At 35.6% G+C, this 25,579-nt stretch carries 23 protein-coding genes; 12 read left to right on the top strand and 11 right to left on the bottom strand.

The genetic code is table 11. The features are described 5' to 3' along the window. The first annotated feature begins 12 nt into the window (after positions 1-12). The 9 genes from argC to PBT89_RS10965 all read left to right on the top strand — a co-directional run bounded on the left by argC (position 13) and on the right by PBT89_RS10965 (position 9,589). Positions 13-975, top strand: coding sequence for an N-acetyl-gamma-glutamyl-phosphate reductase (argC, locus tag PBT89_RS11005; RefSeq protein ID WP_270061952.1), 963 nt, complete (start codon positions 13-15; stop codon positions 973-975). 24 nt (positions 976-999) lie between these two features. Further along, positions 1,000-1,794 carry a pyrroline-5-carboxylate reductase gene (proC, locus tag PBT89_RS11000; RefSeq protein WP_270061951.1) on the top strand — a complete coding sequence of 265 codons (795 nt, stop codon included), beginning with the start codon at positions 1,000-1,002 and terminating at the stop codon, positions 1,792-1,794. Between the two features lie 2 nt (positions 1,795-1,796). Further along, complete coding sequence (locus PBT89_RS10995) at positions 1,797-2,939, top strand: aspartate aminotransferase family protein (RefSeq protein WP_270061950.1); 1,143 nt, start codon at positions 1,797-1,799, stop codon at positions 2,937-2,939. A gap of 151 nt (positions 2,940-3,090) precedes the next feature. Continuing rightward, positions 3,091-4,038 carry an N-acetylornithine carbamoyltransferase gene (locus tag PBT89_RS10990; RefSeq protein WP_270061949.1) on the top strand — a complete coding sequence of 316 codons (948 nt, stop codon included), beginning with the start codon at positions 3,091-3,093 and terminating at the stop codon, positions 4,036-4,038. A gap of 143 nt (positions 4,039-4,181) precedes the next feature. Continuing rightward, on the top strand, positions 4,182-4,955 hold the full coding sequence (argB, locus tag PBT89_RS10985; RefSeq protein ID WP_270061948.1) for an acetylglutamate kinase: 774 nt from the start codon (positions 4,182-4,184) through the stop codon (positions 4,953-4,955). Beyond that, a complete protein-coding gene (locus tag PBT89_RS10980) occupies positions 4,955-6,022 on the top strand; it encodes a M20 family metallo-hydrolase (RefSeq protein WP_270061947.1) in 1,068 nt (355 codons plus the stop codon). Before argB ends, PBT89_RS10980 begins: the two co-directional genes overlap by 1 nt. Before the next feature lie 59 nt (positions 6,023-6,081). After that, positions 6,082-7,356 carry an argininosuccinate lyase gene (argH, locus tag PBT89_RS10975; protein ID WP_270061946.1) on the top strand — a complete coding sequence of 425 codons (1,275 nt, stop codon included), beginning with the start codon at positions 6,082-6,084 and terminating at the stop codon, positions 7,354-7,356. 2 nt (positions 7,357-7,358) lie between these two features. Next, entirely contained in the window at positions 7,359-7,913 is a 555-nt protein-coding gene (locus PBT89_RS10970; RefSeq protein WP_270061945.1) for a GNAT family N-acetyltransferase, read from the top strand. A gap of 377 nt (positions 7,914-8,290) precedes the next feature. Continuing rightward, positions 8,291-9,589, top strand: a complete 1,299-nt coding sequence (locus PBT89_RS10965; protein ID WP_270061944.1) for a hypothetical protein — start codon at positions 8,291-8,293, stop codon at positions 9,587-9,589. A gap of 263 nt (positions 9,590-9,852) precedes the next feature. On the opposite strand, the gene leuB is transcribed toward PBT89_RS10965, so the two are convergent. From leuB to PBT89_RS10945, 4 genes are all read right to left on the bottom strand, one after another. Then, the gene (gene leuB, locus PBT89_RS10960; protein WP_270061943.1) at positions 9,853-10,965 is read right to left on the bottom strand and encodes a 3-isopropylmalate dehydrogenase; all 1,113 of its coding nucleotides are present in this window, start codon (positions 10,963-10,965) and stop codon (positions 9,853-9,855) included. A gap of 37 nt (positions 10,966-11,002) precedes the next feature. After that, entirely contained in the window at positions 11,003-11,614 is a 612-nt protein-coding gene (gene leuD / locus PBT89_RS10955; RefSeq protein WP_270061942.1) for a 3-isopropylmalate dehydratase small subunit, read from the bottom strand. After that, a complete protein-coding gene (leuC, locus tag PBT89_RS10950; RefSeq protein WP_270061941.1) occupies positions 11,614-12,996 on the bottom strand; it encodes a 3-isopropylmalate dehydratase large subunit in 1,383 nt (460 codons plus the stop codon). Before leuC ends, leuD begins: the two co-directional genes overlap by 1 nt. A 70-nt stretch (positions 12,997-13,066) precedes the next feature. Next, positions 13,067-14,239: a 2-isopropylmalate synthase gene (locus PBT89_RS10945; protein ID WP_270061940.1), complete on the bottom strand. Its 1,173-nt coding sequence runs from the start codon at positions 14,237-14,239 to the stop codon at positions 13,067-13,069. A 147-nt stretch (positions 14,240-14,386) separates the two neighbouring features. Here PBT89_RS10945 and PBT89_RS10940 point away from each other — a divergent pair, with 147 nt between their 5' ends. Continuing rightward, on the top strand, positions 14,387-15,931 hold the full coding sequence (locus PBT89_RS10940; RefSeq protein ID WP_270061939.1) for a hypothetical protein: 1,545 nt from the start codon (positions 14,387-14,389) through the stop codon (positions 15,929-15,931). An 11-nt stretch (positions 15,932-15,942) separates the two neighbouring features. Next, the gene (locus tag PBT89_RS10935; RefSeq protein WP_270061938.1) at positions 15,943-16,809 is read left to right on the top strand and encodes a DMT family transporter; all 867 of its coding nucleotides are present in this window, start codon (positions 15,943-15,945) and stop codon (positions 16,807-16,809) included. A 16-nt stretch (positions 16,810-16,825) separates the two neighbouring features. Here PBT89_RS10935 and PBT89_RS10930 read toward each other — a convergent pair whose 3' ends face one another. Continuing rightward, positions 16,826-18,628 (bottom strand): glycoside hydrolase family 15 protein, encoded by a 1,803-nt coding sequence (locus tag PBT89_RS10930; protein ID WP_270061937.1) that lies wholly within the window; start codon positions 18,626-18,628, stop codon positions 16,826-16,828. A gap of 323 nt (positions 18,629-18,951) precedes the next feature. Between PBT89_RS10930 and ypfJ the strand changes: the two genes are divergently transcribed. Continuing rightward, complete coding sequence (gene ypfJ / locus PBT89_RS10925) at positions 18,952-19,794, top strand: KPN_02809 family neutral zinc metallopeptidase (protein WP_270061936.1); 843 nt, start codon at positions 18,952-18,954, stop codon at positions 19,792-19,794. Here the strand turns inward: ypfJ and PBT89_RS10920 are convergent. The 6 genes from PBT89_RS10920 to PBT89_RS10895 form a co-directional block, all read right to left on the bottom strand. Next, positions 19,791-20,489 carry an RluA family pseudouridine synthase gene (locus PBT89_RS10920; RefSeq protein WP_270061935.1) on the bottom strand — a complete coding sequence of 233 codons (699 nt, stop codon included), beginning with the start codon at positions 20,487-20,489 and terminating at the stop codon, positions 19,791-19,793. The two genes, ypfJ and PBT89_RS10920, sit on opposite strands and share 4 nt — an antisense overlap. Positions 20,490-20,608: 119 nt before the next feature. After that, entirely contained in the window at positions 20,609-21,109 is a 501-nt protein-coding gene (locus tag PBT89_RS10915; protein WP_270061934.1) for a cupin domain-containing protein, read from the bottom strand. A 24-nt stretch (positions 21,110-21,133) separates the two neighbouring features. After that, a complete protein-coding gene (panB, locus tag PBT89_RS10910; protein WP_270060952.1) occupies positions 21,134-21,952 on the bottom strand; it encodes a 3-methyl-2-oxobutanoate hydroxymethyltransferase in 819 nt (272 codons plus the stop codon). Between the two features lie 302 nt (positions 21,953-22,254). Further along, complete coding sequence (locus PBT89_RS10905) at positions 22,255-23,259, bottom strand: alcohol dehydrogenase (RefSeq protein ID WP_270061933.1); 1,005 nt, start codon at positions 23,257-23,259, stop codon at positions 22,255-22,257. 58 nt (positions 23,260-23,317) lie between these two features. Next, entirely contained in the window at positions 23,318-23,953 is a 636-nt protein-coding gene (locus PBT89_RS10900) for a CPBP family glutamic-type intramembrane protease (RefSeq protein ID WP_270061932.1), read from the bottom strand. Positions 23,954-24,026: 73 nt separating this feature from the next. Then, complete coding sequence (locus tag PBT89_RS10895) at positions 24,027-25,451, bottom strand: L-serine ammonia-lyase (RefSeq protein WP_270061931.1); 1,425 nt, start codon at positions 25,449-25,451, stop codon at positions 24,027-24,029. Positions 25,452-25,579: the final 128 nt, after the last annotated feature.

Raw genomic sequence — 25,579 nt, 5'->3', positions numbered from 1 at the left:
AATTGGCAAAGCATGATTAAAGCAGGAATTATTGGTGGTGCAGGCTATACAGCAGGAGAATTGGTTAGAATTTTAACCTATCATCCAGAAGTTGAACTCGATTTTGTGTACAGTACTTCCAGGCCCGGAACTCCGGTTTCAGGAGTGCACCAAGATCTGATTGGGGAAATTGATCTATTATTTTCAGGAGAAATTAATACGAAAGTTGATGTAGTTTTTCTATGTCTAGGACATGGGAATTCAGTGAAGTTTTTAGCTGAAAATACATTTTCAGCACAAACAAAAATCGTTGATTTAAGTACCGATTTTAGAATGAAGGGTGATCACGATTTTGTTTATGGTTTACCTGAATTTAAAAAAGAAGAAATCAAAAAAGCGAATTTTATTGCGAATCCCGGCTGTTTTGCTACCGCAATAAGTCTGGCGATACTTCCGCTGGCAAAAGCGAAAAAAGTAACAGACGAATGGCATGTAAATGCCGTTACCGGAGCAACGGGAGCCGGAGTTTCACTTTCAGCAACCACACATTTTACCTGGCGAGATAATAATTTTTCGGCTTATAAATCTTTTGAACATCAGCATTTAAATGAAATAGGACAAAGTTTACAATCGCTGCAACCCGATTTTGACGCGACCGTAAATTTTATTCCGAATAGAGGAAATTTCTCTCGTGGAATTCATGCAACAGCCTATACCAAGTTTTTAGGAAGTTTGGAAGAGGCTAAGGAGATTTATGCAGCTCAATATAAAGATGCGGCTTTTACGTTTGTAACTGAAGAAAATATTCATTTAAAACAAGTAGTAAACACCAATAAAGCATTACTGAAATTAGAGAAATTCGGCGATAAATTATTAATTACCAATGTGATCGATAATTTATTAAAAGGAGCGTCTGGACAGGCTGTACAGAATATGAATTTACTATTTGGTTTGCCGGAAACTTCAGGATTGCATCTTAAAGCCAGTTACTTTTAGAACCAACCTCTAAAAACTTAAACCATGAAAATAGCGATTATCGGTGCAGGAAATTTAGGAAAGTCGATTGCTAAAGGACTTATCGTAAACAATGCATTTACCACACTTTATTTAACCAAGCGCGATACTGAAGCCATTAAATCTTACGAAGAATATTCAAAAGTTACGGTGACTTCAGATAATCGGGAGGCCGTTAAAAATTCAGATATCCTGATTTTTGCGGTTCAACCCCAACAATTAGAGCGAATTCTCGAAGAAATTAAAGATCTATTAACCGAAAAACATGTATTAATTTCAACAATTACCGGTTTTAAAATTAATAGAATTGAAGCCATTGTTGGCGAAGATCAGTTTATTATTCGAGCGATGCCAAATACAGCAATTGCAGTGGGCAAATCAATGACGTGCATGTGCAGCAACGAAAAAGGAGTAAAGCGAATCGCTATTGCCGAAGCTATTTTTAATCGTTTGGGAACAAGTATCATTATCAACGAAAATAAAATGCAAGCCGCTACTGTAATTTGTGCCAGCGGTATCGCTTTTTGGATGCGATTAATTCGTGCCACCACTCAGGGTGCCGTACAACTTGGTTTCGATGCCAAAGATGCACAGGAATTAGCGATGAATACCTGCTTAGGTGCGGCAAGTTTACTGGTAGAATCTGGGAAACATCCCGAAGAAGAAATCGATAAGGTAACCACACCAAAAGGTTGTACGATAGAAGGATTAAACGAGATGGAACACAATGGTTTAAGTTCTTCTCTAATTAAAGGTTTACAAGCCTCTTTCAAAAAAATAAATAACATTTCAGAACAATAAATATGGAGCTTTTTGAGGTTTATCCATTATTTGATATCACTCCCGTAAAAGGCGAAGGCACTTATGTTTTCGATAACGACGGTAAAAAATATCTTGATCTTTACGGCGGGCATGCTGTGATTTCTATAGGACATTCGCATCCTGCTTATGTTAATGCAATTTCTAATCAAGTTCGTAAGCTTGGATTTTATTCGAATTCCATTAAAAATCCGTTACAGGTAGAACTGGCAGAAAAACTAGGCAAGTTATCAGGTTGCCAAGATTATCAATTATTTTTATGCAATTCGGGTGCTGAAGCGAACGAAAATGCTTTGAAAGTAGCTTCGTTTGCTACCGGAAAAGATCGCGTGATCTATTTCGATAATGCTTTTCACGGAAGAACATCTGGAGTGGTAGCAGTAACCGATAATGAGAATATTAAGGCACCTTTTAATAAAGGCCATAAAATAACGAAAATCGCTTTTAATGATACTGAAGCTTTAGCTACCGAATTACAAAAAGGAGATGTAGCTGCTGTTATTTTTGAAGTGATTCAGGGTGTTGGTGGTTTGGATGAAGCAACAACTGAATTCTATCAGCAAATAGAAAAACTTGCCAAAGAAAACGGAGCAATGATTATTGCAGACGAAGTTCAGGCAGGTTATGGTAGAACGGGTGACTTTTTTGCATTTCAGAAACATAATATTCATCCAGATATTATTTCCATTGCGAAAGGAATGGGAAACGGATTCCCGATAGGTGGTGTTTTGATCGATAAAAATATCGCTCCAAAATATGGAATGTTGGGAACTACTTTTGGCGGAAATCATTTAGCATGTGCAGCTGGATTGGCAGTGCTGAACATTCTAGAAAAGGAAAATCTGATGCAAAATGCTTCAGCGATGTTCGATTATGTTCAGGAGAAAGCAAAAGAAATTCCGCAGATAAAAAATATCAAAGGTCGCGGATTAATGATTGGTTTAGAATTCGATTTTGAAATAGCAAATCTTAGAAAGGATATGTTATATGTGCATCAGATCTTTACCGGATCGGCTGCTAACAAAAACTTACTGAGAATTTTACCGCCGCTAAATATCGAAAAACAACATTTTGATGCCTTTTTTAAAGCTTTGAAAATCAGTTTAGCTAACCAAAAAGCTCATTAATAATAAAAGATTCGTCACTCTGAACTTGATGCAGCGACATATTCAGTAATCTTTGAATTGAAAGACATGATGAGATTTCGTGTCAAGCAAGGAATGACGAAATTGTAAATTAGTAGATAAATATAACTCAAGAGAAAAATAAAATATTTCAATGAGACATTACACAAGCGTTCACGATATCGAAAACCTTGATGAATTAATACAAGAAGCCATTCAGCTTAAAAAAGAGAACTCGGCTGCTAACTTAGGAAAAGGCAAAACATTAGGTTTATTATTTTTCAATTCTAGTTTACGTACACGTTTAAGTACAGAAAAAGCTGGCCGACTTTTAGGAATGGAAGTGCTAACGATGAATGTGGGAGCCGATGGATGGGCATTGGAGTTTGAAGATGGAGCGGTAATGAATTCTGACAAAGCGGAGCATATTAAAGAAGCCGCTGCTGTGTTGTCACAATATTGTGATGTTATTGGAGTTCGTGCTTTTCCTGGTTTAAAAGACAAAGAAAAAGATGAAGAGGAACAGGTGATTAACTCGTTTAAAAAATTTGCCAGCGTTCCTGTCGTGAATTTAGAAAGTTCTACCGGTCATCCGTTACAGGCGTTGACTGATGCGATTTCGATAACTGAATTAAAAAAGAAAGATAAGCTGAAAGTAGTGTTAACCTGGGCGCCGCATCCTAAAGCTTTGCCACAATCGGTTCCCAATTCTTTTGCTGAAATGATGCAGAAAATGGATGTAGATTTTTGCGTAGCAAATCCTGAAGGTTACGATCTAAGTGATCGTGTTTTAAACGGAACGAAAGTTTATCATAATCAAGACGAAGCCTTAAAAGATGCTGATTTCGTGTATGTAAAAAATTGGAGCAGTTACGAGAAATACGGTGAAGTATTGTCTACAGATCCAAATTGGACATTTTCAAAAGATAAATTAGCATTAACTAACGATGCTAAAGTGATGCATTGTCTACCGGTCCGACGAAATGTGATAATTTCAGATGAAGTTTTAGATAGTGAAAATTCCGCTGTAATTCATCAAGCAAATAATAGAACGTACGCAGCTCAAGCTGTTTTAAAACAAATATTGGAAGGCTTGGGTTAATGCGATAATTTGTTGATGCGTTAATTTGATAATGTGATGATTAGAATTAAGACATAAGAATCAAGAAAATAGAATATAGATTAGAGAGTTGCTATTTTGCTATAAATCTCAAATCTAATTACTAATTACTAACCACTAAAAAAATGAAACCACTAAAAGTTGTAAAAATAGGAGGGAAGTTAATCGAAGATAAAGCTAAATTCGATGAATTTCTGAAAGATTTTAAAAATCTGGAAGGGCATAAAATTCTGGTGCATGGTGGTGGAAATATGGCGACCGAGGTTTCAGAAAAACTAGGTTACGAAACTAAAATGGTCGATGGCCGGCGGGTGACAGATGCAGATACGGTAAAGGTAATTACCATGGTTTATGGCGGACTTATCAATAAAAATATTGTAGCAAAATTGCAGTCGATGGGAAATAATGCAATCGGACTTTGTGGTGCTGATGGGCAAAGTATCTTGTCGGTAAAAAGACCGGTAACAGATATCGATTATGGATTTGTAGGCGATATAGAAAAAGTAAATGCTGAATTTATCGATTCATTATTGAACGACGGAGTTGTTCCCGTTTTTTCGGCGATTTCTTGTACGAAAGAAGGAGTTTTACTGAATACCAATGCCGATTCTATCGCTTCTGAAATTGCTCGCGCCATGAGTAAGTCTTACGAAACCGAATTGTATTATTGTTTTGAGAAAAAAGGAGTTTTAGCCAATGCTGAAGATGATGAGTCGATAATTAAAGAAATTGACTTTTTAGAATACAAAACCTTAGTTGAAAAAAAGGTGATAACTGATGGAATGTTACCCAAACTTCAGAATTGTTTTGAAGCCTTAGAAAATGGTGTTCAGAAAATTCATTTAGGAAATCATCAGTCTTTAAAAGAAAATACAACGCATACCAAAATCATTCAATAATGGAAATAAAAGCACTTCAGCAAGAAGCACTTCAATTACTTCAAGATTTAATTGAAACGCAGTCATTTTCAGGAGAAGAAGATAAAACAGCACAGCTGTTAGAACAATGGTTCGTTCAGCATAAAATTCAATATAAAAGACATTTAAATAATGTTTGGGCAACAAATCATGCTTTTGATGAAGCAAAACCTACTTTGCTCTTAAATTCGCATCACGACACGGTAAAACCAAATGCAGCCTATACTAAAGATCCATTTAAAGCAGAAATTACCGACGGTAAATTATTCGGACTAGGAAGTAATGATGCCGGTGGTTGCTTGGTTTCTTTAATAGCGACTTTTACTTATTTTTATAATCGAAATGATTTAAATTATAACATCATTTTTGCCGGAACTGCGGAAGAGGAAACCAATGGTAAAAACGGAATTGCCTGTATGCTACCAATAATGCCAAAAATTGATGTGGCCATTGTAGGCGAACCAACGTTGATGGATCTGGCGGTTGCTGAAAAAGGTTTGGTGGTTTTTGATGCTGTGGTAAAAGGAACGCCATCACATGCGGCGCATCCAAACACCGATAATTCAATTTATAAAACCGCGGAAGTATTGAAGTGGTTTGAAGCTATTAAATTCCCTGAAGTTTCTAAGCAATTAGGTGAAGTGAAATTAACGGTAACGCAAATCAAAGCCGGTTCGCAGCATAATGTGGTGCCTGCAAAAGTGGATTTGGTGATCGATGTTCGTGTGAATGATTGTTATTCTAATCAGGATATTAGCGATTTTTTACAGAAAAATGCTCCGGTAGATAGTATTGAACCACGCTCGTTGCGATTAAATTCATCGAATATTCCGTTAGATCATGATTTGGTAAAAGCCGGTTTAGATTTAGGAATGAAAACCTACGGATCGCCAACATTATCAGACCAGGCGATGCTGAAATGTTCGTCGTTGAAATTAGGTCCAGGTGATAGCACGCGTTCCCATTCAGCAGACGAATTTATTTATGTGAACGAAGTAGAAGAAGGAATAGAAAAATATATCGCCTTGTTGGAAAAGGCTTTGAAATAAGATCAATCAAACCTCACAGGTTTTCAAAACCTGTGAGGTTTAAAAAATAAAACATCATAATGAAACTTTGGGATAAAGGAATAAGCATCGATAAGAAAATTGAAAAGTTTACGGTTGGTAACGATCGTGAACTCGATATGTATCTTGCTGAATACGACATAACAGCTTCAAAAGCTCATGCTAAAATGTTAGGTGAAATAGGCATTTTGGAAAAAGATGAGGTTCCTGCTTTGTTAACCGAATTGGATAAGCTTCACAAACAAGTCGAAAATGGCGAATTTGTAATTGAAGAAGAATTTGAAGATGTGCATTCTAAAATAGAATATGAACTCACCAAAGTTCTGGGAGATACCGGAAAAAAAATTCATACTGCAAGATCACGAAACGATCAGGTTTTGGTGGCGATGCAATTATACTTCAAAGAAAATCTAATTGAAATTCATCAAAAAACAGAAGGATTAATTGATATCCTTTTAGGATTAGCTGAACAATACAAAGATAAATTACTGCCTGGATATACGCATTTACAGGTAGCAATGCCATCTTCTTTTGGCTTGTGGTTTTCAGCCTATGCTGAAATTTTGATCGATGATTTATATCAATTAGAAGCTGCATTAAAAGTTGCCGATCAAAATCCGTTAGGATCTGCTGCGGGTTACGGTTCGTCCTTTCCGATAGATCGTGATTTTACTACCAAAGAATTAGGCTTTAAAACCTTAAAATATAACTCGGTTGCTGCGCAAATGAGTCGGGGTAAATGTGAACGTACGGTAACTTCAGCAATTGCCGGCTTAGCCAATACACTGGCACGTTTTGCGATGGATATTTGTTTGTATATGAGTCAGAATTTCGGTTTTATCAGCTTTCCGGATGAGTTAACTACCGGAAGTTCCATTATGCCACATAAAAAGAATCCTGATGTGTTTGAATTGATACGCGGAAAATCGAATAAACTTCAGGCAATTTCAACTGAAATGGTTTTAATTACTAATAATTTGCCGAGTGGTTATCACAGAGATTATCAGCTCATCAAAGAAAATAGTATGACTTCCGTAGAAGGAATAAAAGAGATTTTGGATATTTTCTCGTATTCTATTTCTCAGATTATTGTAAAAGATGTGAATTTAGAGGATGAAAAATATAAGTATCTGTTTACGGTAGATAGCATTAATGATTTAGTGATCGATGGCGCTAGTTTTAGAGATGCTTATAAAGAAATAGGCGGGCAAGTTCAGTCTGGAACGTATAAGCCGGGAGAAGGCCGAAAACATAGCCATTTAGGAAGTAAAGATAATTTGGCTTTAGATAAAATTGCAGCCAAGAAAAAGCTATAAGATTGGTTGATTTTGAACTCAATTTAGAAAATGAGAATATTCTTTTAAGACCATTAGAATCTCATGATTTTGATGAACTTTCTGAATTGACAAAGGACCCTGAAATGTGGTATTATTTCACTTCAGATTTATCGAATCCTGAGCTTTTGAAGAATTGGATTGATGCTGCGATGGAAGAGCGAAAAGATCAAAAGCGCTTAGCTTTTACCATTATTGAAAAATCTTCTGGAAAGATCATAGGATCAACCAGTTTAGGCAATTATTCTGAAAGAGATAAGCGTATTGAAATTGGTTGGACTTGGCTGGGAAAGGAATTCCAAGGTGTAGGTTATAATTTTCAGGCTAAACATTTACTTTTAGAATACTGTTTTAAAAGTTTGAAATTAGAGCGAGTAGAAGCCAAAACGGATATACTGAATGAGGCAGCTAAAAATTCGTTAGCAAAATCTGGTTTTACTGAAGAAGGAATTTTGCGAAGTCACACATTAATGACCAATAATAGGCGGAGAGATACCGTCTATTTTAGTGTCTTAAGAGAGGAATATTTGAATCATTAACGCAAAAAATAAATGAATGTATTAAGTACTTTTATTTATATTTGAGTTAGGGAAGTAGTAAAATTTTTGAATTAAAGAGTTAGGAAGAAAGAGGAGTGGAAAAGGCCATTTTGAATAAATGGGGATTACTTGGTCTACCGCATCCAGGGAAGATTATATTTATTGGCAGAAGAGCGAGAAGAAAATAATGAAACGGACAAATGGAGCTTATAAAAAGTGGTAAGCAATAGCCAAAAAATAGTCAAGTTCTAAAAAATCATTTGTTGTTTGAAAGATCAAATGCTAGTCTCATTATTTTCAATTAATTATTATTTCCGGTGATAAATAAAATCATAGAATATTTATTTTAAAAACCAATACTTCTGATTACCCCAGTTATGAAAAATTTTACTTTTCGATCATTGCTATTCGCAGTTACAGTTCTATTGTCTTCCTGTCAGAAAGATGATAATTTTCCTCAGACCAATTATTCCATAGAATCTGGTGATTTTTTCCAGATCATCAGTAAACATCCCAATGGCTGGATCAAAGAGGCTAAACATGGTTTGGACAATCCATACGACAGTTTTGAATATTATGAGAACGGATATATAAAATCTGCTAAAATCTATTCCAGCTATCCACAACAGCATTTATATATGGAAGTGAGCCGTAGTGAAGACAATAAACCACTTTGGTCTAAATATTATACTTCTGAAGGTGATTTATGGTTTGAGACCGTATATGAGAATGGCTGGGCTTCAGAGAAAAAGATTTATAGTGAAAAGGGCACCTCAATTTATAGTTATGAGGAAGGAGATCTGATTTCCGTAGATTTCACCAGAGCTGATAATAGTGGAAAAAGCTCTACTGTTTTTAATAAAACTGAAGGAACCAGGACCGTTACGATTAAAAAAGACGGCGAAACCATTCTGGAAGCAGTGTATCCTTACACCGAAAGTACTGGTGCCGCAATGCTAACAAACAACCAAGTTCCTGTGGGCAATCCCTTTGCTAATTCTGATGGGAATTATCATAAAATTAATGGATCTTTTTTTCGTAATGCTACTTGGCAGTACAATGCAGATCCTAGCGGAAATATACCTCCTTTTCGTAATTTCTATGAATGGAATTGGTATGTTCCCAATAAAATATTTGCCACTAAATTTGCGGTTAGCACAGAACTTTACCAATCTATTATTGAACAATATCCCATTTCTGAAGATCAAGTGCTTACTTTAAATCTCACACATAAAGAGGGTGTAAGAGGCTTCAGGCCTTCTTACGAAGAGAGTTTGTCCCTAACTGAAGAAATGGAAAAAGATCCTTCTCTTTTCGAATTAAAGTACGGCAATGAATATGTTGAAGCAATTTATTATGGTAAAATAATATATGTTGTAGGGGCGCTACGTAATATGCCTACCGATAAAAATACTGCTGATGAAGTTAAACATCTAGCTCAAAAGAAAATGAATTGGATAGTTGATGGGAATAATCCGCTAACTGCTGAAGAACAAAAAGTATTAGATAAAGTGTGGTTTGAAGTGAAGTTTTTCTCTACATTGAAACAGCATCGTAACGGAATTGTATTAAATAACGCGGAAGATTTTGCTAGGCTTTCGGAGGATGTTGAAAATTCAGAATCTTCAATAATTCAAATGGATTATGCAGCATTTGAACATCTTACAGCGAATTAATAAATTTATAATTACCTTTTAAAAATTTCAGCTAGTTTAAAAAGTGACCTATTCTGAAATAAAAAAAGCAGATGTACTGAATACAGTTTAATTGGAAAATATTGCTGAAAATAAAAAAGGAGCTGAAATTATAGAATTTCAGCTCCTTTTTAAATATATAAACTAAGATTTTTCTTTTTTCTTCACATGCCGATATATCGGGAAAGAATCTCATATTTTCTTATGAAATTCTGAAACGGGTTCAGGATGATGATGATTATTTTTTAAATAATCGTCATTTGCCCAAAATTCAGATTTTCATCGTTGATATTACTTTCAGATTCGCTAATTAAACCTTCTAAGAAGTCACCTACTTTTTCAGTACTGTAAGGATTATCTTTATTGATATCTTCAGTACAAACATTTAAATTGATGCTTATGGCAACAGCTTTTCTAATTACGTCTCCTTCTTCAGTTAAACCAAAATGATCCAAAAGCATTGCTGCAGAAAGGATCGAAGCTACAGGATTGGCAATTCCTTTACCGGTGGCTTGTGGATAAGAGCCATGAATTGGCTCGAACATCGCATTATCACCGCCAACAGAAGCTGAAGCTAATAAACCAATACTTCCACCAATTACACTTGCTTCATCAGAAATAATATCGCCAAACATATTTTCAGTAAGAATTACATCAAATTGTTTAGGATTTAAGATCATTTGCATTGCGGCGTTATCTACGAATAAGAAATCTAATGCTACATCTTGATAATCTTCAGCAATTTTTTTAACCGTTTTTCTCCAAAGTCGGGAAGTTTCTAAAACATTGGCTTTATCAACTAAAGTTAGTTTCTTACGGCGTTGCTGCGCAGCTTTAAAAGCCAAATGCGCCATTCTTTCGATTTCTTCAACAGAATAGGTGCAAATGTCTGTAGCGCTTTGTCCGTCTTCGCTAACACTTTTTTCACCGAAATAAATTCCGCCGGTCAGTTCTCTAAAAATGGTTAGATCTGCCCCTTGAATTCTTTCTGGACGAAGTGGTGACTGGTCGATCAATTTCGCATAGGTAGTTACAGGGCGAATATTCGCGAAAAGGCCAAGTTCTTTTCTAAGTTTTAAAAGTCCTTGCTCTGGTCGTACTTTTGCATCTGGATTATTGTCGTATTTAGGATGCCCAATCGCACCAAATAGAACAGCGTCAGATTTTTTACAAAGATCTAAAGTTGCTTCTGGAAGTGGGTTATCTAATAAGTCTATTGCAGCAGCACCTACAATGGCATCTTCGAATTCAAATTCGTGATCAAAACGATCTGCGATAGCTTTAAGTACTTTTATAGATTGCTGAGTGATTTCTGGACCAATTCCGTCTCCGGCTAATACGGCTATTTTTAATTTCATAATGTTCTTTCTCTAAAAGTTATAGATTCAGTTTTAATTACTGAATCGCAGCTTCACGCATTTGCGTTTGTTTCTCTTCAAATTTCTTAATGGCGTCTAATTTACTCACTAAAAAGTCGATATCGTCAAAACCATTAATTAAACAGGTCTTTTTATAAGCGTCGATGGCAAAATTTTCAGATTTACCACTGCTTAAAATTTCTATTTTTTGATTTTCAAGATCAACTTTAAAGCTTTCTTTGTTGTCTTTTCGAATCGCAAGAAAGAGTTCGTCTAAAAATTCTGGAGAAACCTGAACAGGCAATAAACCATTGTTTAGTGCATTTCCTTTAAAAATATCGGCAAAATAGCTGGAAACAACAACTTTGAAGCCATAAGCTTTTAGTGCCCATGCTGCGTGCTCTCTACTAGAACCACAACCAAAGTTATTTCCGGCAATTAAAATTTGTCCCGAATATTGATTTTGGTTTAAAGTAAAATCTTCAACCGGTTTTCCATCTTTGTCAAAACGCCAATCTTTAAATAAATTCTCTCCAAATCCTGCTTTATCGGTTGCCTTTAGGAAACGGGCAGGGATAATTTGATCGGTATCTATATTTTCGACCTCTAAAGGGACGGCTGTATCTTGTAATGTGGTAAACTTTTCCATTAATTCAAACTTTTTGTAAAGTCGGTTATTTTTCCGGATATGGCAGTTGCTGCTGCGGTTAAAGGGCTGGCTAGGATCGTTCTAGATCCTTGTCCCTGTCTACCTTCAAAGTTTCTATTACTTGTAGAAACACAATATTCTCCTTCCGGAATTTTATCATCGTTCATTGCCAAACAAGCTGAACAACCTGGTTGTCTTAATCTAAACCCAGCTTCTTCAAAAACTTTATCCAGACCTTCTTCCTGAATTTGAGCAGCAACCTGTCTACTTCCCGGAACGATCAAAGCATTTACATTTTCTGCTTTTTTCTTTCCTTTGATATAACTGGCAGCCATTCTGAAATCTTCGATACGGCTGTTGGTACAACTACCAATAAAAATGTAATTTATTGGCTTGTCAATTAAACTTTCACCAGGTTTGAAGCCCATATAACTTAATGCTTTTGCATCACTTTTACCACCTTCAACCGGTATTGCTCCTGTGATCTTAATACCCATTCCAGGATTGGTTCCGTAGGTGATCATTGGCTCAATATCTTCAGCATCAAAAGAGTATTCCTGGTCAAACTCGGCACCTTCATCGGTTTTTAAAGTTTCCCAGTAGGCTTTCAGCTTGTCGAATTCTTCTCCTTTAGGCGCAAATTCTCTTCCTTCAACATAATCGTAAGTGGTTTGATCTGGCGCTATAAGTCCGCCACGAGCTCCCATTTCGATACTCATGTTGCAAACCGTCATACGGCCTTCCATAGACATGTTTTCAAAAACATCTCCGGCATACTCACAAAAATAGCCAGTACCCGAATTGGTTCCCAGTTTGCTAATCACATAAAGAATGACATCTTTTGGAGTTACTCCTTTCTTAAGATCCCCATTTACATTTACACGTAATCTTTTTGGTTTCTCTACCAATAAACATTGGGAAGCAAAAACTTGTGTTACCTGGCTGGTACCAATCCCAAAAGCAATAGCACCAAAAGCCCCATGAGTAGAAGTATGGCTATCGCCACAAACCATAGTTTTTCCCGGTTGTGTGATACCAAGTTCAGGCGCCATTACGTGAACGATCCCGTTATAAGGATGGCCTAAACCATAAAGTGTAATATTATTTTCTTCGCAGTTTTGCGAAAGTTCTTTTAATTGTTTTCTAGATAGCAAATCCTTTACCGGTAAATGCTGATTTTCTGTTGGGGTGTTGTGATCTGCCGTAGCAACGATCTTATTTGGTCGAAAAACCGGGATATCACGTTCCTTCAGTTCGTTAAAGGCCTGCGGACTCGTAACTTCGTGAATTAAATGTTGATCGATATATAAAATATCCGGACCATCCGGAATCGACTCTACCACGTGGGCATCCCAAATTTTATCGAAAAGGGTCTTCTTCATTTCTTTAAATTTTTAAACACAGCACGAGGGCTGTGTTTTTCTGAATTCTAATAAAATTCAGTATTTTATGTTAGGCAATAGCTTTAAATTTCTTTTTTGAGATTTGCATGATTTCGTGAATATCATCATCCAAAACTTCTTTTTTCATATCTGCATAATTAAGAAATTCTGCGTAAACCGTGTCTAGTTCTAATTTTGTAAGATTATAACCTACTTTTTTAGCTCTATAAGCTAAAGCTGCCCGCCCGCTACGAGCTGTTAAAACAATAGCAGATTCGGTTACCCCAACATCTGCTGGATCGATAATTTCGTAAGTTTCACGATTTTTTATGAATCCGTCCTGATGTATTCCGGAGCTGTGTGCAAACGCATTTGCACCAACAATTGCTTTATTTGGTTGTACAAACATTCCCATCTCTTTAGAAACCATCGTACTTAATTGATACAATAGTTTAGGGTTGATGTCTGTATTTAAATTTAATGTAGGATGTTGGCGAAGAATCATTACAACTTCTTCTAAAGCCGTATTACCGGCACGTTCACCAATACCGTTAATGGTACATTCTATTTGGCGCGCTCCATTAGTTATTCCCGCAATGGCATTTGCTGTGGCCAAACCTAGATCGTTATGGCAATGGCACGAGATAATTGCATTATCTATGCCTACTACATGATCTTTTAAATATTTGATTTTCTTACCATATTCTTCAGGAAGACAATATCCTGTAGTATCTGGAATATTTAAAACTGTTGCACCTGCGTTGACGACTTCCTGGCAGACCTGCGCCAAAAAATCATTATCTGTTCTACCTGCGTCTTCAGCATAAAATTCAACATCGTCTGCAAAATTTTTCGCATAGGAAACTGCATTTACAGCACGCTCGATAATTTGCTCTCTGGTTGCATTAAACTTATATTTAATATGGGATTCTGAAGTACCAATACCTGTATGAATACGAGGTTTTTTTGCATATTTTAAAGCTTCAGCAGCCACCTCAATGTCTTTTTTTACAGCTCTGGTGAGTCCACAAACGGCAGCGTTTTTTGCAATTTTTGAAATTTCGGTAACCGATCTAAAATCACCAGGACTAGAAACAGGAAAACCAGCCTCGATAACATCTACACCCAGTTCGTCCAGTTTTGCGGCAATCTTAACTTTCTGTTCTGTATTTAATTTACAGCCCGGCACTTGCTCTCCGTCTCTCAAAGTTGTGTCAAAAATTTCTACCTTTTCTGCGCTCATAAGAGTTTTTTTTTGCTTTATCTTTAACTAAAGTATTATAAAGCATATTGCTTTACTATCGGGCAGTGTAAAGTGTTACGATAATTAAATCAGTTATATTTCTTTAATATAACTGATTATCAATTAATTAAAAACTATCTTGTTACAATGACTAACGATTTAACGGATAACCTTTTTTCTTTAATTAAATCATTATCTCCTTCTGAAAAGCGCCAGTTTTCGCTGTATGTAGGAAGAATTGGCGTAAATTCTGATAGCAAATTTTTAAACCTTTTTAAGGTTTTATCAAAACAGAAGAAATATGACGAAGAATTTGTGCTTAAAAATACCAATATTAGTAAGCAGCAATTGTCTAATATTAAAGCGCACTTATATAAGCAAATTTTAATTAGTTTACGTTTAAATCCCGCCCACCAGAGTATACCAATTCAGATTCGAGAACAATTAGATTTTGCTATTATTTTATATAGAAAAGGTCTTTATAAACAAAGTTTGAAACTTTTGGATAAAACAAAAGCTACGGCTTTGGCCTATGAAGAAAAAAATCTTGCTTACGAGATTTTAGAATTAGAAAAGATTATAGAATCGCAATACATCACACGTAGTATTGAAAATAGGGCCGAAACCTTAATTAAACAAACGGAAGAGCTTACGCGTCTAAGTGAAATTTCCAGTAAATTATCAAATCTTTCCCTTCAGCTATATGGTATTTTTTTAAAAATGGGATATGCACGTACTGAAGAAGAGGCCGAGGCAATTCGGCATTATTTTGATACAAATTTACCCGATTATAAATTTTCAGATCTTGGGTTTAAAGAGAAATTATGGTTATACCAGACGCATTTATGGTTCAGTTTTATTACACAAAATTTTTTAAACGCATTTAAATATTCCTCTAAATGGATAGATTTATTTAATGATAATGAACATTTAATCCCGGTGCATCCGGTCTTCTATTTAAAAGGGAATCATTATTTATTAGAATCTCTGTTCTATTTAAACCATACCACAACTTTCGAGAAAGTATTACATCGTTTTGAGGATACACTCAAAAATCCTAAAATCCCTGATGATGATAATATTGCCTCGTTGTCCTTTCTATATTTATATGAAAATAAGCTGAATCTTAAGTTTATGAAAGGAGAGTTTCATGGCGGCGAAAACTTAGTCGAAAAAATAGAGCAAAAAATTAAGCGATATAAAGGCAAAATCGATGAACATCATATCATGGTGTTTTATTACAAAATAGCGTCCTTATACTTCGGAAGTGGAAACAATAAAAAATGCATCGAATACTTGCGAAAAATTATATATAATAAATCTCTAGAGATGCGTGAAGATTTGATGTGTTTCTCCAGAATTTTAAGTTTAGTTGCCCATTACGAAGCCGGGATGGATTACCATTTAGAACGATTAATTAAAACGACCTATAAGTTTTTGATCAAAATGAACGATTTGCATGAGGTGCAAAAAGAAATGATCAAATTTCTAAGAAATCTGCCAGATGTTAGTCCGCTTGATATTAAAAATGAATTTAAAAAACTTCACGCTACCTTAAAGCAATACGAAGATCATCCATTTGAGCGTCGTGCTTTTTTATATTTAGACATTATCTCTTGGCTGGAAAGTAAAATTGAAAATCGCCCGGTAGCCGATATAATTAAAGAAAAGGTAAATGAATATGCACGCTAAAATGATTGAATTTGGTTGAAAAAAAAGCCGACTTAAAACATATTCTTCAGCTTAATCTCGCGGTCATCATTATAAGCACCTCGGGTACTCTTGGAAGATATATCGAGCTAAGCCCATTCTTAATTATTTTTCTGCGATCATTTATTGCGATTTGCGCGCTTGTAATATTCTGTAAGATTAGAGGTTTTAAGCTCAGTTTTTCTAACAAGAAGGATTTATTAAAAGTTCTTTTCGCCGGCGTTTTAATGTGTATTCACTGGCTTACCTACTTTCAATCATTAAAATTATCCAGCGTAGCCATTGGTATGCTTTCTATTTATACTTACCCGGTAATAACAACCTTTTTAGAGCCGCTCATCAGGAAAACAAGTTTTAGTAAAATACACTTGATTTTAGGGATTTTGGTTTTATTGGGGGTGTATTTTTTAGTTCCCGAATTTAGTCTCGATAATCAACAAACCATTGCGGTCTGTTTTGGCGTAGGTTCAGCATTTTTCTATTCTATTCGGAATATTTTAATGAAGCAGGAATCGGCTAAATATAATGGTTCAGTTTTGATGTTATACCAAATGTTTGTGGTAAGTACATTACTTATTCCGGTTCTGTTTATTTTTGATCTAACAACTGTACCTTCTCAAATCGCACCGGTTTTAGCCTTAGGCTTATTAACAACATCAGTAGGGCATACATTACTGGTAAGCAGTTTTAAATATTTTTCTGCCACCACAGCGAGTATTATTAGTAGTGCGCAGCCTATCTACGGAATTTTGCTTGGTTATTTTTTTCTGAATGAAATTCCTGCAACCAATACAATAATCGGTGGTTTTTTGATCGCTACTGCCGTTTTTACTGAAATTTTTAGAAGTTTTAAAAAGTAGCTGAAATTATAGAATATCAAGCATTATTCTTTCTGTCCATTTTTTTGTTGAGTTCTAAGCAGGCATTAATAAGTGCCAAATGAGTTAAAGCCTGCGGAAAGTTGCCCACCTGCTCACCACTTTTACTAATTTGCTCGCTAAATAATCTAAGGGAATTTCCGTAGCCTAAGATTCGTGAAAAATTTTCAGCAGCTTCATCTACGCGATCCATAAGTGCCAGACATTCGATATACCAAAATGAACACATGGTAAAGGTGCCTTCTTCGCCCTCTAGACCATCTGTTTCGGTTTCAGCGGCTCTATAGCGGTAAATTAAAACATCATATTTTAATTCTCGTTCAACAGCTTCAAGAGTTTTTTTCCATTTTTCATCATGTTTGTCGATAAAGTGGAGAATAGGCATTAACATGACCGAGGCATCAATTTCATCGGTTTCACTATGTTGTACAAAAGCTTCTTTTTTTTCGTTCCAAAAATCAGAATAGATACTGTCTTTAATTGCTGTTCTTACCTTTTCCCATTTTTCCTTTGGATAATCTAAATCATTATTCTCAGCGAGTTTTATGCCGCGGTCTAATGCAATCCAGCAGGTTAAGCGAGAATGTAAAAATTCTTTCTTGTCCCCTCTAATTTCCCAAATACCACGATCTTTATCTTTCCAGTGGTCACAAACATAGTCTACATATCGTTTAATATTTTTCCAGAAACTCTTTTTAATGTTACCATCATGTAGATTGTAAACATATACAGCATCTATAAGTTCTCCATAAATATCAAGTTGTTTTTGATTTTTCGCATCATTACCAACTCTTACCGGTTTACTGTTTTTATAACCATTAAAATGTTCTAATGTAGTTTCATCAGGCGGCGTTTTACCGTCGTAGGTATAAACCAAATCCATTTTTTCCTGAAAACAATATTTTTCTACCCATTTAAAAAATGCACTTGCTTCTTCTTTAAAACCAAGTTTCATAAAGGCATACATGGCAAAAGCTGCATCTCTAATCCAGGTATAGCGATAATCCCAATTGCGCTCGCCACCTATCTTTTCGGGTAATCCAAAGGTTGGAGCCGCAATAATACTTCCTTCTTTATGAGAGGTAAGGAGTTTTAAAGTTATAGCAGATCTTATTATTGTTTCTATCCACCTGCCTTTATAGGTAGTTTTGCTAATCCACTTTTTCCAGTAATCTTGACTTTCCCAATGATACTGCTCACCAAAAGAAGGCATATTTTCTTTGTTTTCTTCTGAAAGATGAAAATCTGTTAAAATAAAATAGCAGGATTCTTTTTCATCTAATTTGAATTCAGAATACGCATCATCACGAGAAATATATAAATCCCGACAACTATTCAGACAAAGAAATTTATCATCATCTGTAGTGAAAGTGATTTCATTCTGGTGCTGCTTAGCAGTATGCCTTGCCTTCGCATTATCAAATCTGGGTTTGCATTTAACTCTGAAGGAGATGTTGCCATGATTAGAGGATACTTTTCGTAATAATTTAAATTTATGGTCTTTTTCATCTATAACCATCGTGTCAGAAATTTCTCCAACACCTTTTTCAGAAGTAAAACGGGTAATTAAAGTTGCTGTGTCGGTTATATAGAATTGTGTATACTTTAAGTTTTCTATAAGCGGTTCTATAGAAAAACAACCGCCTTTATCTCCGTCTAGAATTGTAGCAAAAACACTAGGAGAATCAAAATTGGGAAAACACATAAAATCAATATCACCTTGTTGCGATACCAATGCTGTGGTTTGCAAGTTTCCTATAAAGCCGTAATTATTTATTTTTGTAAATCTATTTTTTATCATTCTATTATATAGTCAGAAGAAATTTTTCAACTCAATATTTTCATTTTTATTAATTATTTAATTGATCAAAAATCTCTTATTGAATTTTAGTATTTCGTTTGTATCACAAAATAGATTATCAAGAACAGACCTTCAAATTATTGGCATAGCATTGGCAAATAATTAATACTTTATTTAAGTATTATAGATATTTTACAATTTTAATTCACTTTAGATCTTATATCGATTGATAGAACAGATACGATAATTTCACAAATTTTTAATTCTTTTATTATCGTAGTAAGCCTCTGAAATTCATAATATAGCGTTTCTAAAACTAGGTTATGAAATGGAAAGGTAGAAGACAAAGTTCTAATGTTGATGATCGCAGAGGAATGTCGACAAAAGGCAAAACGATTGCCGGCGGAGGTATTGTTGCAGTTATTGTAATAGCGCTTCAATTATTTACAGGAGTAGATCTTAGCCAAATAATATCTGAAGAACCATCGAGCGTTGCAACTGAAAAAACTCGAGAACTTTCTGAAACTGAAGTCGAGGAGGGAGAATTTGCAGCCACCATATTAGCAGATACCGAAGATATTTGGACTTCCATTTTTTCAAAAAATGAAATGAATTACCCAAAACCAGGGATGGTGTTGTTTGATGATGCTGTAAATTCTGGATGTGGTAGAGCTTCTGCCGCGATGGGTCCGTTTTATTGCCCTGCAGATCAAAAGTTATATTTGGATCTTCGATTCTTTGACGAATTGCATAATAAATTTGGCGCAGAAAAAGGTGATTTTGCTACTGCCTATGTTATTGCACACGAGGTAGGACATCATATACAAACCGTTTTAGGAACTTCTCAAAAAGTTAGACAATTACAGCAAAGTAAATCTCAGGATCAGGCAAATGAACTTTCTGTTGCCTTAGAACTTCAAGCCGATTTCTACGCAGGAGTTTGGGCCAATCATAATCAAGAATATCTTCAAGAAGGCGATATTCAGGAGGCATTAAGTGCAGCAAACGCGGTAGGAGATGATGCTATCCAGCGTCGTATAAACGGAACTGTAAATCCAGATTCTTTTACGCACGGAACCTCTGCTCAAAGAATGGAGTGGTTTATGAAAGGTTACCGTAGCGGGGATATTAGTAAAGGAAATACATTTCAGGCACTTTTAAATTAGGTGCAGGCTTGCCAAAGCGGTTCGTCTGGGACTTCAGCAATTATTTTTATAGGTTCCTTTTTTACCGGATGGATAAATTCTAATTTACGAGCATGTAAATGAATTCCCGCATCTTTATTACTGCGATCAAAACCATATTTTAAATCTCCTTTTATAGGGCATCCAATAGCTGAAAGCTGACTACGAATCTGGTGATGTCTCCCGGTTTGTAAATCGATTTCCAACAAAAAATAATTGTTCAATTCTTTCAAAATTCGATATTCCAGGATCGCTTTTTTACTTTCTGGAACTTCTTTTTTATGCGCGAAAGATTTGTTTTGCTTTGGATTGCGTTTTAAATAATGGATCAAAACATCATTATCCTTTGGTGGTCTGTTTTTTACCACCGCCCAATAGGTTTTTTTAGCGTCTTTTTCCTGAAATAATTTGTTTAATCTCGGAAGTGCTTTAGAAGTCTTTGAAAATAAAACAATACCGCTAGTTGGGCGGTCCAAACGATGTACCACACCCAAATACACATTCCCCGGTTTATTATACTTTTCTTTAATGTAGGACTTTACAACATCACTTAGGGGCTTATCACCGGTTTTATCGCCCTGTACAATATCACCAACGCGTTTATTCACGATGATTATATGATTATCTTCGTGTAGTATTTGTAAATTATTTTTATTAGAAAGTAATTTTTCTGGCAAAATAGAAGTATTAAAATGGAATTATTAATTTTTAGTAAAATACCTCAGCGCAAGCCATAAGGCATTTATCAAAAAATCATTTATTATTTCGAGGCGAGCCTCGGAGCATTTAATCTCAATTATCGAGTAAATTCAGCGATTATTTTATCATGCTGCGGAAATTCTCTGGTAAGATTATTTCTTGCTGCTAATGTGAAATCTTCAAAATCAAATCCCGGTGCCACTGTGCAACCCACAAAAGAAAAATGATCTGGCTGAATAACCTTTGCTGCAAACCAGTAATTTCTAGGCACTACAAATTGAGGTTTTTCGTCCTTATCCAGATCTCTCCCAATTTTTATTTCTGAAAGTTCTCCGGAAGGTGAAATCATATATAAAAGTAGAGGAGAGCCGTCATAAAAATGCCAGATCTCCTCTTGATTTATTTTATGAAATGCAGAAAAATTTTCTGAAGTGAGTAAAAAATAAATACTGGTAGAATAGTTACGTTCTGTTTTAAAAGCTTCAGGTAATGCCTCCGCCTTGATAACATCGTCGCTTCGATAAACTTCTTTAAAGTAACCACCTTCAGGATGCGGTTGTAGCTTCAGTTTTTCGATAATTGCTTCTGCAGTATTCATTCAGCAAAAATATTTTCAGAAAAATTAATATTGTTCATCTTCCGAAGGAAAATCACCACTTTTTACATCTTCAGCATAGCGTTGGAACGCGCCTGTCATTTCAGTATAAAGATCTAAGTATCTTCTTAAGAATCTAGGATTAAATTCTTTGGTCATTCCTAACATATCGTGGACCACCAACACCTGGCCGTCGCATCCGTTACCAGCACCAATTCCGATTACAGGAATACTTACACTTTCAGCAACCTCCTTCGCTAATTTTGCCGGTACTTTTTCTAAAACTACAGCAAAACATCCTAATCTTTCTAAAAGTTTAGCATCAGATTTTAGTTTTTCAGCTTCTTCTTCGTCTTTTGCTCTAACCGTATAGGTTCCGAATTTATAAATAGATTGCGGAGTTAATCCCAAGTGTCCCATTACGGGAATACCAGCATGAAGAATTCGCTTTATCGATTCTTTAATTTCTTTGCCACCTTCAAGTTTAATGGCATGTGCGCCGCTTTCTTTCATAATTCTTATGGAAGATCGCAAAGCTTCCTTAGGATCACTTTGGTAGGTTCCAAAAGGTAGATCGACCACTACCAAAGAACGGTTAATAGCGTTTACCACACTCGTCGCGTGATAGATCATATGATCTAGCGTCATTGGGAGCGTAGTTTCGTATCCAGCCATTACGTTACTGGCTGAATCGCCAACAAGGATCACATCGATCCCGGCGCCATCCATAATTTTAGCCATTGAATAATCGTAAGCAGTTAACATAGAGATTTTTTCTCCACGTTTTTTCATGTCAACTAAAGACTTTACAGTAATTCTTTTATATTCTTTTTTAGCAACAGACATTAATTTAAATTTTGGTATGCGTAAAAATAAGGTTTTAATGAGAGACTAATTAAGATTGCCTCAAAAAATTGGGGATTCTGTAGTTTTATAATTTTCGAATTGAGATTTTAGAAATGCTTTTTTCATCCCAACTTATTTTTTTAATACTGTTTCTAGATTTTAACTAGTTTACTTTTAGAACATAATCATTATTCCAATTTTTAGAGAGTAGATTTTTTATTCAAATTTTTCTGGTTGAATTAAAAATAATCAAAAAAGCCATCAATAAAGATGGCTTAAATATACTATTTTGAAGCTTCTTGTTATGGCTTTAAAACGACTCTAAAACGAGCTTTATTATCCATCATCCTTTTATAGGCTTCCTTAACATCAGAAAGTGGGTATTCTTCAATCATTGGTTTCGTTCCGCTTAGCGCACTAAATTTTAAAGTATCTTCACTGTCCATGGCAGTTCCACTGGCCCATCCTGCGACAGAATTTTTGCCCATAATTAACTGCATTGGTGAAACTTCTACAGGCTCGCCGGTAGCACCTACGATTAGCAATTTTCCGTTGGGACCTAATCCATCAACCACACTACTTATGGCTTTACTGTTTGGTGCTGTTGCCAAAATTAGTTTTGCGCCACCAAGTTTTTTAAGTTCTTCTACGGTATCTTGTTCTTTAGCATTAATAAAATGGTGCGCACCAAGATCTGAAGCTAAAGATTTTTTATCATCGCTGGTGGAAATCGCTACGGTACGCATTCCCATTTTTGCAGCATACTGTATTGCTAAATGGCCTAAACCACCGATTCCCTGGATAGCGACAACATCACCCGGCGTAATTCCGGAGTTTCGCAAAGCGTTAAAAACGGTAATCCCAGCGCAAAGTAGCGGAGCAGCTTCTGCTGAAGATAATTCGTCTGGAATACTCGCAATAGCTTCTTGCGGCGCCGTCATAAATTCGGCATAACCGCCATCGTAAGAGATTCCGCTAATTTTTGCATTCTCGCAATTAATAAAATCACCACGACGACAAGGCTCACATTCAAAGCAGTGACCACCATGCCAGCCAACTCCAACTCGCTGTCCTTTTTTCCATTGTGAAACACGATCGCCAACGCTTTCTACAAGACCAACAATTTCATGCCCCGGTATTCTTGGATAATCGATAGGCATTATACCGTCTTTTGTAATAGCATCGCTATGGCAAATTCCGCAAGCCTCAATCTTGATTAATATTTCATTTTCTTTAGGAGATGGTTTTTCGACATCTACATATTCGAAATTACCACCTTTTTCTTTTACTTGTACAGCTTTCATCATTCAATTTTTTTGGTTCTTGAATTTACGAAATTGAAGGGCGAAGATTTTTAAGTCTTTGTTAAATAAAGAGATCGGTGATTTTTTCAGCATTGGTAGAAATGAGTACTACAATGGCATTATTCATCGCATGTAAAAGCATAGGCCAGTATAATTCTTTATTCTGAACTTTTAATCTGCCCATAAAATAACCAGCAATTATTCGTGGAAAAATGAGGAAGAATAATATAATATTGAATTCGAATCCAGAGACGTAATTCCACACATGTACGTAGCCAAAAATAATTGCTGAAAGGATCCAAACTACCCTAAAATTTTTATGAAGATAATATTGAAGTCTTTTCATTTTACTTTCAGGAATTACCGACTTCAGAAATAAAAAGATGATAAAAACGCTTAATAGTAATAGTGCATATCTAAGAATAAGATTGGCTTCCGCAGGAATAAAAGATAAACTCAAAAATAAAATCCAGGAACAGATGAATATAAGAATTTCATTTTTTGAGGGTTTTATTAAACTCCTAAAAAGACTTTCTTCCATAATCGGAGCAATAATTACGGCAAGAATAAAAAAGATGATGGGATTATCGGTCATCATCTCGTAGATCCCGGTTTGTTCGTAACGATCAAGATCTATTGTTGGAAAGAACTTATTTAGCAATCCCATTCCCATAAAAAACAAAATATAGCACATCATTATAAGAAAATAATGACGGATAAGATTTTTGATTTTCGATGGTAAATTTTGAGCGTACAATTATAAAATAGATTTAACAATCACTAAGGCTAACTTTAACCGCTAATCCTCCTTCGCTGGTTTCTTTATATTTAGAATTCATATCTTTTGCCGTGTCCCACATGGTAGCAATTACTTTATCTAATGGAACTTTGGCTTTAGTAGCATCACTCTCTAAAGCAATTTCTGCCGCGTTTATCGCTTTAATCGCTCCCATTGCATTACGTTCTATACAAGGCACCTGAACCAAACCAGCGATAGGATCGCATGTTAAACCAAGATGATGTTCCATTGCAATTTCGCTGGCCATTAAAACCTGCTCGGGCGTACCACCAAGTAATTCGGTTAATCCACCAGCGGCCATTGCGGAAGATACACCAATTTCTGCCTGGCAGCCACCCATAGCGGCTGAAATTGTTGCTCCTTTTTTAAATAGACTTCCTATTTCGCCTGCGACTAACATAAAGCGTTTCATATCTTCGAAAGTAGCTTCATGATTTTCGATTACCATATAATACATCATCACGGCGGGAACAGTTCCTGCACTGCCATTGGTTGGTGCAGTAACAACACGTCCTAAACTGGCATTAACTTCGTTTACACTTAAAGCAAAACAACTTACCCATTTAAGGATCTGGCGAAATTTAACTTCAGTATTTCTTATCGCATCGATCCAGTTTTCTGGCGAATCATATTTTTCTTCGCCAATAAGTCGCTGATGCATTTCAAAAGCGCGTCGCTTTACACTAAGTCCACCAGGCAATGTTCCTTCTGTATGGCAACCAATATACATCGATTCTAACATGGTATTCCATATTTGTTGAAGACCAGTATCGATTTTTTCGTCACTTCTTAAAGAACGTTCATTCTCTAAAACTAACTGCGAAATACTTAGATTTTCTGCTTTGCAATAATCTAGTAATTGATTGGCAGTTTCAACCGGAAAAGGAAATTCGTCAAATTTATCCTGTTTCTTTTTAGCGTTTTTCCTTGTTTTTTTAATTACAAAGCCACCACCAATAGAAAAGAAAGAGGAAGAGCATTTTTTTCCGTTCGATAAACTCGCTCTAAAGATCATTCCGTTAGGATGAAAATCAAGAAATTTTCGGTTGAATTTTATATCGCTTTCAATATTAAAGGGAATGTCATTTTCCTTATTTAGCTTCAGTATTTTTTCTGCTCTAATTTTATAAATTTCAGTATCAATTATTGAAATATCCATCGTCACGGGATCGTAGCCACTAAGACCTAAAATAGTAGCGATGTCTGTAGCGTGTCCTTTTCCTGTGAGTGAAAGAGAACCGTAAAGATCGATGTGAATTTTTTCTACTAAATCAAAAGTACCTTTATTTTTTAATTCGGAAATCCAACGTTGTGCAGCACGCCATGGCCCCAATGTGTGAGAACTTGAAGGACCAACGCCAACCTTCAACATATCGAAAACGCTAATACATTCCATATTGAAATATTATGCCGACAAATGTATTGTTTCAGAAACAGATTCAGAAATAAAAAAGCAATTGTAACTGCCTAATTATGCACAAATCAAAAGGAACTCTGCAAAATTTACATTGAATTCTCTCCAAA

The organism is Zunongwangia sp. HRR-M8, assembly GCF_027594405.1.
In the GTDB taxonomy this organism is placed as follows: domain Bacteria; phylum Bacteroidota; class Bacteroidia; order Flavobacteriales; family Flavobacteriaceae; genus Zunongwangia.
The sequence above is the reverse complement of the archived record's forward strand: the minus strand, read 5'-3'. Positions and strand labels throughout refer to the sequence as shown.